Genomic DNA, 10857 nt, shown 5'->3' with positions numbered 1-10857 from the left:
GACGCGGGATCTCGGTCGTCCGGCTCGGACGGTGTGGCGGAGAATGGGCGCATGGTGGCTTCGGGCGAGCGGGCGCGGCACTGGCAGTACGCCGAACTGCCCGGTGTCGACCTGCTCCGGGCCCGGTACATCCGCAAGACCTTCGTCCGGCACACCCACGAGAACTTCGTGATCGCCGCCATCGCCGACGGCGTCGAGGTCTTCCACCACCGGGGTACCGACGTCCATGCCGGCGCGGGAGCCCTCGCGCTGGTCAACCCGGACACCCCGCACACCGGGCGGGCGGGCGTTCCCGAGGGCTGGCGGTACGGCGCGGTCTACCCGTCGCCCGAAGTGGTGGCCGCCATCGCCGCCGAGACGACCACGATCCGCGGTACCCCCGGCTTCGTCAGCCCGGTGCTCGACGACCCGTACACCGTCGGCCTGGTCCACCAGGTGCTCCGCGCCACCGACGAGGGCAACGCGCTGGCCGCCGACACCATGCTGCGGGTGGCCGTGACCCGCCTGCTGCGGCTCAACGGCGGACCGCTGCCCCGGCGCGAGGTCCGCACGGCCGGGACCCGGATCGCGGCACGCGCGCGTGCCGTACTCGAGGAGCGGATGGCCGAGCCGCCCACGCTGGAGCGGCTGGCCGCCGACCTCGGGACCAGTCCCTTCGCGCTGCTGCGGGCGTTCCGCGACGCCTACGGCATGCCGCCGCACACCTGGCTGACCGACGCCCGCGTGCGCCGCGCCCGGCACCTGCTGGACGCCGGGACCACGCCCGCCGAGGCGGCCGTCGCCGTCGGCTTCACCGACCAGCCGCACCTCAACCGCCACTTCGCCCGGATCGTCGGCGTGCCGCCCGGGGCGTACCAGCGCGAGCGCAAGAACGTACAAGACCCGGGGCGGCGGCCGCACGTAACGTCCGACGCGTGGCAGAACAAACAGCTCTCGCAGACATGGCCGCCGAAGGCGGAGGAAAACCGGATGCCGCCGTCGTGCGGGACGCCCTGGGAGTCGGGGTCGCCGTAGGACTGTCGGGGTTCGCCTTCGGCGTGACCTCGGCCGGCAGCGGGCTGAGCCTGCCGCAGACCTGCGCGTTGAGCCTCCTGGTGTTCACCGGCGCCTCCCAGTTCGCCCTGGTGGGCGCGCTCGCGGCCGGGGGCAACCCGCTCACGGCGGCCGCGGGCGCCTTCTTCCTGGGTGTGCGCAACGCCTTCTACGGGCTGCGCCTGTCACAGTTGCTGGCCCTCCCGCGCGCGGTGCGGCCGTTCGCCGCCCAGTGGGTGATCGACGAGACCACGGCGGTGGCCCTGGCCCAGCCCGGCCGGCGCAGCGCGCGCCTCGGTTTCACCGTCACCGGGCTGAGCCTCTACGTGCTGTGGAACCTCACCACGCTGCTCGGCGCACTGGGCGCCCAGGCCATCGGCGACACGGACGCGTGGGGCCTCGACGCCGCCGGGCCCGCCGTGTTCCTGGCCCTGCTCGCGCCCATGGTGAAGACCGCCACGGAGCGCGCCGTCGCGGGCCTCGCCGTGCTGCTGGGGCTCGGCCTGCTGCCTGTCCTGCCCGCCGGAGTGCCGGTCCTGGTGGCCGCGCTCGCGGCCCCGGTCGCCCTGTGGGCGGAGGGCCGCCGGGGCGGCCGCGCGAGAACCGTTGTGCCAGACGCATCGGATGTGTCAGCTGTGCCTGACGTATCGGATGTGTCGGACGGATCAGGTGTCTCGGACGCGCCAGGGGGAGACCGTTGAACATCTGGATCGCGATCGGTGTGACCGCCCTGGGCTGTTACGCCGTCAAGCTCGCCGGGCTGCTCGTCCCCGCGGCCGCCCTCGAACGGCCGCTGGTCAAGCGGCTCGCCGCCCTGCTGCCGGTCGCCCTCCTCGCCGCCCTCACGGCGCAGCAGACGTTCGCCGACGGACACGCCCTCGTGCTGGACGCCCGGGCCGCGGGGCTCGCGGCGGCGGCCGTGGCGCTGGTGCTGCGTGCCCCGTTCCTGCTCGTCGTCGCGGCGGCCGTGGTGGTGACGGCGGGGGTGCGCGCCCTCGGAGGGTGAGCGCCGTCGGCGGGTGACGGCCGTCCGAGAAGGAGGCCGTCGCGTCAACCCACGAAGCGGCCGTACGCGCGGAGGGTGCGCAGGGCCTCGATCGTCACCATGGGGCGGGCCTCCAGAGCGGCGCCCGGGGCCCACTGGCGCCAGCGGACGGGCCAGCCGCCGTCCTCCCGCTGCTCGGCTTCGAGGTGGTCCAGGGAGCGGGTCATCTCGTCGTCCGTGAACCACGCGCGCGCGAGCGACTGCGGGGTCCTCGCGAAGTCGTACGGGAAGTGGTGCTCCCCGGGGGCGTAGCCGGGCGCGACCGGCTGGTCCGCGAGCCGCTCCGGATCCAGCGCCGCGAGCCGGTGCTCGCGCACCAGGCGGCCGAGACGGTCGGCGGCCGCCTCCGCGCGCGAGCGGTCGGGTGCCGCGTCCAGGAAGGCCACCGCGGCCTCGACCTCGTAGGGATGGGACTTCTCCAGGGACTCCACGGCCTGCCAGCAGAAGTCGGTGGCCCGGAACAGCCAGGCGTGCCAGACCTCGTTGCGGTGCAGCAGGCCCACCACCGGCCCGGTGGCCAGCAGATCGCTCGGCGGGTCGTCCACGATCGGGATGAACGGGGCCGCCGGATAGCCGCGCTGACCGGGATGGACCGCGGGCAGGGCGCCGTCCGCGGTGGAGACGGACGTCAGATAGCGGCACACGCGCTCCACCCGCTGCCCGCCGCAGCGCCCGATGGCATCCAGGACGCGCAGCGCGTGGCCGGTGTGCAGCGGCTGGCTGACCGGTCCGCGCAGATCGGGCTCCAGGGCGTGGCCGTACCCGCCGTCCTCGTTGCGATAGGCGTCCAGCGCCGTCTCCACCGGGTCCGGATCGCCGTTCAGGAAGTGATGGGCGAAGAGGCGCTGCTCCAGCACGCGCGCGGTGAGCCAGACGAACTGCTCGGCACGGAAGAGCGGGGAGCGCGCCGGGGGAGCGGAGGGCGCGGCGGACGTCGGCGGGAGTGGGGAGGCTCCTGTTTCGGGCATGCGTCAGACCGTAGGGCGGAAAGCGGTCTCGGCAAGCGGTCCCGGGCAGGCCCCACTCTCAGGGGCGGGATACTGGGGTCATGCGGTTGACGGTCTTCTGGCAGCGGATGGCGGAACACTTCGGTGTGGGGTACGCCGACACCTTCGCGCGCGATCATGTGATGGCGGAGCTCGGCGGGCGGACGGTGCACGAGGCGCTGAACGCGGGCTGGGAGGCCAAGGACGTGTGGCGCGTGGTCTGCGTGGTGATGAATGTTCCGGGGGAGCAGCGCTGATCGGTCACGAAGATCGCACGGGGGCAGCGGGTTGTCGGCGGCGTGGGCGAGACTTGCACCGTGGCACCCACTGACGACACCGGGCCGATAGCCCGGCAAGCCTCCCCGTTCGGTACGACGCCGCCCACCCGGCCTCCGGCCGAGGGCGCCGCCGCGCCGGGCGCCCGCATGCCGCGCTGGCTGCCCCGCGCCATGGTGCTCGCGCTCGCCCTCGTCGCCGCCTTCCAGCTGGGCAGCTGGGCCTTCCACCAGCTGACCGCCCTGCTGATCAACATCCTCATCGCGTTCTTCCTGGCCCTCGCCATCGAGCCCGCGGTGAGTTGGATGGCCACCCGCGGTATGCGCCGGGGGCTCGCGACCTTCCTGGTCTTCCTGGGCCTGGCGATCGTCAGCGCCGGGTTCATCGTGCTGCTCGGCTCGATGCTCGCGGGCCAGATCATCAAGATGGTCGAGGGCTTCCCCGACTACCTCGACTCGGTCATCCACTGGATCAACCAGACCTTCCACAGCGACCTCAAGCGCGTGGACATCCAAAAGGGCCTGCTGCGCTCCGACTGGCTGCGCAAGTACGCGCAGAACAGCGCGGCCGGCGTGCTCGACGTGTCCGCCCAGGTGCTCGGCGGACTGTTCCAGCTGCTGACCGTCACGCTGTTCTCGTTCTACTTCGCCGCTGACGGGCCGAGGCTGCGCCGCGCCCTGTGCTCCGTGCTGCCGCCCGCCCGCCAGGCCGAGGTGCTGCGCGCGTGGGAGATCGCCGTGGACAAGACCGGCGGCTATCTCTACTCGCGCGCGCTGATGGCGCTCATCTCCGGCATCGCGCACTACATCCTGCTGGAGGCGCTGGGCGTGCCCTACGCGCCCGTGCTCGGTGTCTGGGTGGGTCTGGTGTCGCAGTTCATCCCCACCATCGGCACGTATCTCGCGGGCGCGCTGCCCATGCTGATCGCGTTCACGGTCGACCCCTGGTACGCGCTGTGGGTGCTGGTCTTCGTCGTGATCTACCAGCAGTTCGAGAACTACATGCTCCAGCCCAAGCTGACCTCGAAGACCGTCGACATCCACCCGGCGGTCGCCTTCGGGTCGGTGATCGCGGGCACCGCGCTGCTCGGCGCCGTCGGCGCGCTGATCGCCATCCCCGCGGTCGCCACGCTGCAGGCCTTCCTGGGCGCCTACGTGAAGCGGTACGACGTCACGGACGACCCTCGGGTGCAGGGGCACCGCAGCCGCGTGACGGCCGGTCCGGGGCTCCTCGCGCGCGTGCGGGGCATGTGGCCACGGGGACCGGGGATGCCCGAGCCCGAGACGAGAGGGGCGGAGGAGGCCTCCTCCTGACCGGGGCGAGCGGGTTCAGTACGTGAGCACCGCCCACACCCCGGCACCGGCGACGGCGGCCGCGTAACACCCGACCGCCGCGGCCACGATCCGCCGGCGCACTCGCTCGCTCCAGGACGTGCGGGACAGCAGCCACGCCAACGCGGGCAGGACCAGCACGGCGTGCAGGCTCACCCCGTGCAGCGGCTTGAGCGGAGCCGTCGAGTGGTACGCCGCCTCCTGGTGTCCGGTCCGGGTGAGCACCACCCCGCGCGCGATCATCGCCGCGCCGGAGGCGAGCGCCACGAGCAGGATCGCGAACCCCGAGCGCACGGCCAGTGGCATGCCCGCGGGCCCCACGGGCCGGCGTCGGAAGGACACGACCGCGAAGACGGTGAGCAGCGCCACCAGGACGCCCCCGCCCACCGCGAGCGTCATGGACACCGCCGTGTCGAAGGGGGTCTCCATGTTGAGATGCGAGGGCACCCGACGCCAGGCCTGCAGCATGATGCCGCCCACCTCCACCACGCAGTCGGCGGCGAACACGGCGAGCAGCGTGGTGCGCAGCCGCTCCCCGACGCGCAGGTACGACGTCACCCAGGTGACCGCGATCAGCGTCACCCCGAAGGAGAGCCCGAAGGTGACGGGCTTGCGCCAGGAGACGGGACCGTCCCAGGGGCCGCCGTCGACGGCGAACACCACCAGGTGCGCGAGACCGCAGAGGACGAGGGCCGCACCGGTCGCGTGGCAGAGGCGCTCGACGGGGCGCGGTTTCTTCGTGGCCATGAGCATGACCCCAAGGCTCCCGAGAGCCTCCCGCACGGTCGTCGTCCGGCCGAAGACACCTGCCGTACACCGCGAGGAGTAGACGAGGAGCCACGCTCGGCAGAGGCGTGTGGTGCGCTTGACACGAAAATCGAACATCCATTCTTATGGAAGCTCAGGCGAGGCTCTCGACGGGGATTTCGACATGGTTTGCGTGGAGAAGTGCCCGAGTTATCCACAGGCCGGGCCGGCGTCGGGGCGCATTGTCAGTGGCAGGCGTTAGCGTCTTTGACGTGAAGCGATCGACTCAAGCAAATCGGGTGGAACCCATGGCAGGAACCGACCGCGAGAAGGCGCTCGACGCCGCGCTCGCACAGATTGAACGGCAATTCGGCAAGGGCGCGGTCATGCGCATGGGCGAGCGGTCGAGGGAGCCCATCGAGGTCATCCCGACCGGGTCGACCGCGCTCGACGTGGCCCTCGGTGTCGGCGGCCTGCCGCGTGGCCGTGTCGTGGAGATCTACGGCCCGGAGTCCTCCGGTAAGACGACCCTGACCCTGCACGCGGTGGCCAACGCCCAGAAGGCCGGCGGCCAGGTCGCCTTCGTGGACGCGGAGCACGCCCTCGACCCCGAGTACGCGCGCAAGCTCGGCGTCGACATCGACAACCTGATCCTCTCCCAGCCCGACAACGGCGAGCAGGCCCTGGAGATCGTGGACATGCTGGTCCGCTCCGGCGCCCTCGACCTCATCGTCATCGACTCCGTCGCCGCGCTCGTCCCGCGCGCGGAGATCGAGGGCGAGATGGGCGACAGCCACGTCGGTCTCCAGGCCCGTCTGATGAGCCAGGCCCTGCGGAAGATCACCAGCGCGCTCAACCAGTCCAAGACCACCGCGATCTTCATCAACCAGCTCCGCGAGAAGATCGGCGTGATGTTCGGCTCCCCGGAGACCACGACCGGTGGCCGCGCGCTGAAGTTCTACGCCTCGGTGCGTATCGACATCCGCCGCATCGAGACCCTGAAGGACGGCACGGAGGCGGTCGGCAACCGCACCCGCTGCAAGGTCGTCAAGAACAAGGTCGCGCCGCCCTTCAAGCAGGCCGAGTTCGACATCCTCTACGGCCAGGGCATCAGCCGCGAGGGCGGCCTGATCGACATGGGCGTGGAGCACGGCTTCGTCCGCAAGGCCGGCGCCTGGTACACGTACGAGGGCGACCAGCTCGGCCAGGGCAAGGAGAACGCGCGCAACTTCCTCAAGGACAACCCCGACCTGGCCAACGAGATCGAGAAGAAGATCAAGGAGAAGCTGGGCGTCGGCGTGCGTCCGGAGGAGCCCACCGCCGAGCCGGGCGCGGACGCCGCGGTGACCGCCACGGACGACGCCGCCAAGCCGGCCGCCGCTCCGGCAGCCGCCAAGGCCACCAAGCCCAAGGCCGCCGCAGCCAAGAGCTGACCCGTGACACGACGAACCGACTGGGCCGAGTACGCCCACCTCGACGCCGCACGGGAGCGGCGCCGGGGGAGAGGTGGCGCGGACCCCGCCCGGACGGGCGACGGTACGGGGGGCGACGACGGCGCCTACGCGGACACCGAGCCATACGCGGGGGGCGAGCGGTACGGGAGTGCCGAACCGCTCGGGCACGGTGGGACGTACGGGGGCGCTGAGCCGTACGGAGGCGATCCGGGCACCGGCCCGGACGGGCGGCCGTACGGCGACGAGCCGCGCGGCGGTGCGCGGCGCGGTGGACGTGGGCGGCGTGACCAGGGCGGCCCGCGTGGACGTCGGGGGCGTGGCGGCTTCGGGGAGACGTCCGAAGAGGACGGGGGCTCCTTCTCCTTGTCGAGGGCCGAGAAGGAGGAGTCCCCTGGGGGCCCGGCTGAGCGGGCGCGGGCGATCTGTCTGCGCCTGCTCACCGGGACCCCGCGCACGCGGAAGCAGCTCGCGGACGCCCTGCGCAAGCGGGAGATCCCGGACGAGGTGGCCGAGGAGGTGCTGTCCCGGTTCGAGGAGGCCGGCCTGATCGACGACAGTGCGTTCGCCGATGCCTGGGTGGAGTCCCGGCATCACGGCCGCGGCCTCGCCCGCCGGGCCCTCGCGCGGGAACTGCGGACCAAGGGCGTCGACTCGGCGCTGATCGACGAGGCTGTCTCCCGGCTCGACTCCGAGCAGGAGGAGGAGACGGCGCGTGAGCTCGTGGACCGCAAGCTGCGCGCCACCCGCGGCCTCGACCGCGACAAGCGGATACGGCGCCTCGCCGGCATGCTCGCCCGCAAGGGATACCCCGAGGGCATGGCCCTCCGGGTGGTCCGCCAGGCGCTGGAGGAGGAGGGCGAGGACACGGAGTTCCTGGAGGGCGAGGAGTTCTGACGCCGACGGGTGTCGGCGCGGCCGGTGCCCACGCCGACGGGTGCCGAGGCGGACGAGTCCCGGCGCCGGCCCGACGGGATCAGCGCGTCACGGTGTCACCGGAAGGCCCGCCGACTTCCAGGCCTGGAAGCCGCCGATCAGGTCCGTCGCGCGGTGCAGGCCCAGTTGGTGCAGGGAGGCGGCCGCGAGGCTGGACGCGTAACCCTCGTTGCAGATCACCACTATGCGCAGATCGTGACCGGTGGCCTCGGGGACGCGATGGCTGCCCACGGGGTCCAGGCGCCACTCCAGTTCGTTCCGCTCGACGACGAGCGCACCGGGGATCACCCCGTCCCGCTCGCGCAGGGCCGCGTACCGGATGTCGACCAGCAGCGCCTCGCCGGCCCGAGCCGCCCGAAACGCCTCTCCCGGTTCGACGCGCCGGTAGCGCTTCCGCACGCGTGTCAGCAACTCGTCGATGCCCAGCGGCTGTTCGCCCGGCCCGCTCACTGCCAGTCCTCCGGTCGCTCGACCTGCTCCAGGCGCAGCACCGGGCCGCTGCGGCTGTAGCGGCGGATCCGTGGCAGCGGCGGGTAGTAGGCGTGGACGGAGACGGCGTGCCGGTCGGCGGACAGGTTGAGCACCTCGTGGACGTGGTGCCGGCCGAAGGAGCGCCCCTGCCCGGCCGGCAGCCGGCGCTCGCGGTCCACGCCGTCGGTGAGTTCCAGGGTCCGCCAGCCGTCGGTGGGCAGCCGGGCGGCGAGCGAGTTCTCGGTGAGCTCGCCGGACGCGGTGAGGAAGGCGCCGACCGAGTCGGCGTGGTCGTGCCAGCCGGTGCCGGTGCCGGGCGGCCAGCCGATCAGCCAGGCCTCGCTGCCGCCGGGCCCTTCGAGCCGTACCCAGGTGCGGCCCTCCGGGTCGAGCGGGAGCGAGGCGATCAGTTCGGCGTCGGCCGCGGTGCGCCGTACGAAGTCGAGAAGGTCCGCCTGCGTGGGCGCGGAAGCGACGACGGCGGCGGGAGGGGCGACGGAGGGAGAGGAAGGGAGAGACGGGGGAGAAGAGGGTGAGACAGACACGTACACCGTCCTGAGGTGCGTTCGCCAAGGGGGGCGCTGGGCAGCGCCCGGGGAGAAGAAGGGGTGCGAATTCAGCAGGACGGGCGACACACGCAGCCCGCGTAGCGGACGAGGTCCATATGGACCCTCCGCCACAGGCGCACATCGGTGTCGGTCACGATCCGGAGTACACCATGCCGGTGCGGACCGGTCAACTGACCGTCACCATGTGGACCGGAGGGTGATCACAGGCCGGGTCAACGCGCGCGCGAGCCCGCCCCGGCCTCGGCCTGTGCCTCGTCCTCCGCCTCCGTCTTCGCCTCCGTGTTTGCCTTCGCCTCGACTTCCGTCTCCGGCTTCGCCGCACCGCCCAGCGTCGCCTCCGCGGCCGCGTACAGATCGGCCGGGCGGACCCCGTTGAGCGCGGTGACCAGGTGGCCGTCGGGGCGTACGAGCAGCACGGAGTGCGCGGGGGCGCCCGGGTAACTCTCGGCGACCAGCAGCTCGGCCGGGTGCGGCAGCGCGGTCACCGCGGCGGCCAGCCGGGGCATGACCCCGGCGGTCACCCAGTGCTTGCGGTCCCACACGCCCGTACCCGGCGCGACCAGGACCACCAGCAGCGCGTCGCGCCCGAGCCGGTCCCGCAGCTGTACGAAGGTGCCGTCCTCCGCCGTGACCCGGACGTCGGCCACCGGCGCGCCCGGCGGCGTGTCGAGAGCCACCTCCGCCTCCAAGTGCCGGGGCGCGAGCGGCGAGTGGGCGTACGTCCCCGGCGCCCCCAGCGGGCCGCGCCCCAGGTGACCGTCCATGAGCAGCACGTCCTGGCCCCGGGCGGTACCGGGGACGTAGGCGCGCAGCCCGCCACCGCCGCGCAGCACCGGCAGGACCTGGTCGGCGGCGCGCAGCCGGGCGGCGACCACCGCGCGCCGCTCCGCCTGGTAGCTGTCGAGCAGGGCCTCGTGCGGGCCGTGGTGCCAGGCGAGGGCCAGCTTCCAGGCGAGGTTGTCGGCGTCCCTGAGTCCCTCGTCGAGCCCCTGGGTGCCCAGCGCGCCCAGCAGGTGCGCCGCGTCCCCGGCGAGGAAGACCCGGCCGGCGCGCCACCTGCGGGCCAGGCGGTGGTGCACCGTGTGGACGCCGGTGTCGAGCAGTTCGTACGGCGGGGTGGTGCCGTCCGTCCAGCCCGCGAGGGTCTCGCGGATGCGGGCGAGCAGGAGCTCGGGCGTGACGAGGTCCTTGCCCGGCGGCAGCAGCCAGTCCAGGCGCCACACGCTCTCCGGGAGGGGGCGGGCGGTCACCTCCCCGGCCGAGGGCCCGGACGTCCGCCACGGCGGCATCCGATGGAGCAACGCCTGGTCGGTCCACGGAAGTTCCGCGCGCAGTGCGGCGACGGCGTATCGCTCGACCGCCGTACGGCCGGGGAAGCGGATGTCCTGGAGCTTGCGCACGGTCGAGCGGGGGCCGTCGCAGCCGACCAGGTAACTGCCGCGCCACCAGGTGCCCTGGGGACCCCGGGTGTGCGCGGTGACGCCGGAGCGTTCCTGCTCGATCGTGTCGAGGCGGCTGTCCACGGCGATCCTGGCCAGTGGCCGGGCGGCGAGCGCGGTGCGCAGGGCGGCGGTCAGCACGTGCTGGGCGAGGTGCAGGGGCGCGGGCTCGGCGTCGTCGAAGGCGATCTCGCGCATCACCTGCCTGCGCCGGACCGAGCGCCATCCGGCCCAGCGCACGCCCTGTCCGGCGAGCGGGACGCCGGTGAGCCGCTCGATCAGCGCGGCGGTGTCCGCACGTAGGACGACCGTGCGGGCGGCTCGTGGTTCGTCCTTGCCGGGGCCCTCGTCGAGGACCACGCACGGCACCTCCTGACGCGCCAGCGCCAGGGCGAGCGTGAGCCCGACGGGCCCCGCTCCGACGATGATCACCGGATCCACGGCGCGGCGCCCCCTGCCCGCAGCGGTGCCCTGACGGACGTGGGTGAACACGAAGGTGGAGCGGGGTGCACGATCACAGAACGTATGCAACCCATTGGAGGGGTTTGCGTCAAGCGACGGAGGGCAGTGGCGA

The 10857-nt window shown here is 73.0% G+C and carries 13 protein-coding genes; 7 read left to right on the top strand and 6 right to left on the bottom strand.

Translation table 11 applies throughout. The features are described from left to right. Positions 1 to 51 precede the first annotated feature (51 nt). From IPZ69_RS22085 to IPZ69_RS22075, 3 genes are read left to right on the top strand one after another with little or no spacing between them, the layout of a single operon-like run. On the top strand, positions 52 to 1014 hold the full coding sequence (locus IPZ69_RS22085; RefSeq protein WP_235455970.1) for an AraC family transcriptional regulator: 963 nt from the start codon (positions 52 to 54) through the stop codon (positions 1012 to 1014). Further along, positions 942 to 1733 (top strand): AzlC family ABC transporter permease, encoded by a 792-nt coding sequence (locus tag IPZ69_RS22080; RefSeq protein ID WP_235455969.1) that lies wholly within the window; start codon positions 942 to 944, stop codon positions 1731 to 1733. The genes IPZ69_RS22085 and IPZ69_RS22080 overlap by 73 nt, the downstream gene beginning before the upstream one ends. After that, on the top strand, positions 1730 to 2038 hold the full coding sequence (locus IPZ69_RS22075) for an AzlD domain-containing protein (protein WP_235455967.1): 309 nt from the start codon (positions 1730 to 1732) through the stop codon (positions 2036 to 2038). The genes IPZ69_RS22080 and IPZ69_RS22075 overlap by 4 nt, the downstream gene beginning before the upstream one ends. A 44-nt stretch (positions 2039 to 2082) precedes the next feature. Here the strand turns inward: IPZ69_RS22075 and IPZ69_RS22070 are convergent, their stop codons facing one another. Next, positions 2083 to 3045: a hypothetical protein gene (locus tag IPZ69_RS22070; RefSeq protein ID WP_235455966.1), complete on the bottom strand. Its 963-nt coding sequence runs from the start codon at positions 3043 to 3045 to the stop codon at positions 2083 to 2085. 80 nt (positions 3046 to 3125) lie between these two features. On the opposite strand from IPZ69_RS22070, the gene IPZ69_RS22065 reads away from it, so the two are divergent. Beyond that, a complete protein-coding gene (locus IPZ69_RS22065) occupies positions 3126 to 3320 on the top strand; it encodes a DUF3046 domain-containing protein (protein ID WP_235455965.1) in 195 nt (64 codons plus the stop codon). 60 nt (positions 3321 to 3380) lie between these two features. After that, positions 3381 to 4652: an AI-2E family transporter gene (locus IPZ69_RS22060; protein ID WP_235455964.1), complete on the top strand. Its 1272-nt coding sequence runs from the start codon at positions 3381 to 3383 to the stop codon at positions 4650 to 4652. A 15-nt stretch (positions 4653 to 4667) separates the two neighbouring features. Here the strand turns inward: IPZ69_RS22060 and IPZ69_RS22055 are convergent, their stop codons facing one another. Continuing rightward, positions 4668 to 5423 (bottom strand): hypothetical protein, encoded by a 756-nt coding sequence (locus tag IPZ69_RS22055; RefSeq protein ID WP_374293638.1) that lies wholly within the window; start codon positions 5421 to 5423, stop codon positions 4668 to 4670. A 302-nt stretch (positions 5424 to 5725) separates the two neighbouring features. Here IPZ69_RS22055 and recA point away from each other — a divergent pair, with 302 nt between their 5' ends. Both recA and recX read left to right on the top strand, forming a co-directional pair. Then, the gene (gene recA, locus IPZ69_RS22050) at positions 5726 to 6850 is read left to right on the top strand and encodes a recombinase RecA (protein ID WP_235455963.1); all 1125 of its coding nucleotides are present in this window, start codon (positions 5726 to 5728) and stop codon (positions 6848 to 6850) included. Between the two features lie 3 nt (positions 6851 to 6853). Further along, positions 6854 to 7765: a recombination regulator RecX gene (recX, locus tag IPZ69_RS22045; RefSeq protein WP_235455962.1), complete on the top strand. Its 912-nt coding sequence runs from the start codon at positions 6854 to 6856 to the stop codon at positions 7763 to 7765. An 87-nt stretch (positions 7766 to 7852) separates the two neighbouring features. On the opposite strand, the gene IPZ69_RS22040 is transcribed toward recX, so the two are convergent. From IPZ69_RS22040 to IPZ69_RS22030, 4 genes are all read right to left on the bottom strand, one after another. Further along, positions 7853 to 8254, bottom strand: coding sequence for a rhodanese-like domain-containing protein (locus IPZ69_RS22040; protein WP_235455961.1), 402 nt, complete (start codon positions 8252 to 8254; stop codon positions 7853 to 7855). Next, positions 8251 to 8820 (bottom strand): cysteine dioxygenase, encoded by a 570-nt coding sequence (locus tag IPZ69_RS22035; RefSeq protein WP_235455960.1) that lies wholly within the window; start codon positions 8818 to 8820, stop codon positions 8251 to 8253. Before IPZ69_RS22035 ends, IPZ69_RS22040 begins: the two co-directional genes overlap by 4 nt. A 71-nt stretch (positions 8821 to 8891) precedes the next feature. Further along, the gene (locus IPZ69_RS47875; protein WP_309506048.1) at positions 8892 to 8939 is read right to left on the bottom strand and encodes a hypothetical protein; all 48 of its coding nucleotides are present in this window, start codon (positions 8937 to 8939) and stop codon (positions 8892 to 8894) included. A 117-nt stretch (positions 8940 to 9056) separates the two neighbouring features. Beyond that, positions 9057 to 10724: an FAD-dependent monooxygenase gene (locus tag IPZ69_RS22030; protein WP_235455958.1), complete on the bottom strand. Its 1668-nt coding sequence runs from the start codon at positions 10722 to 10724 to the stop codon at positions 9057 to 9059. Positions 10725 to 10857 lie beyond the last annotated feature (133 nt).

This window comes from Streptomyces olivochromogenes (assembly GCF_021538895.1).
Lineage (GTDB): Bacteria > Actinomycetota > Actinomycetes > Streptomycetales > Streptomycetaceae > Streptomyces > Streptomyces olivochromogenes_A.
The sequence above is the reverse complement of the archived record's forward strand: the minus strand, read 5'-3'. Positions and strand labels throughout refer to the sequence as shown.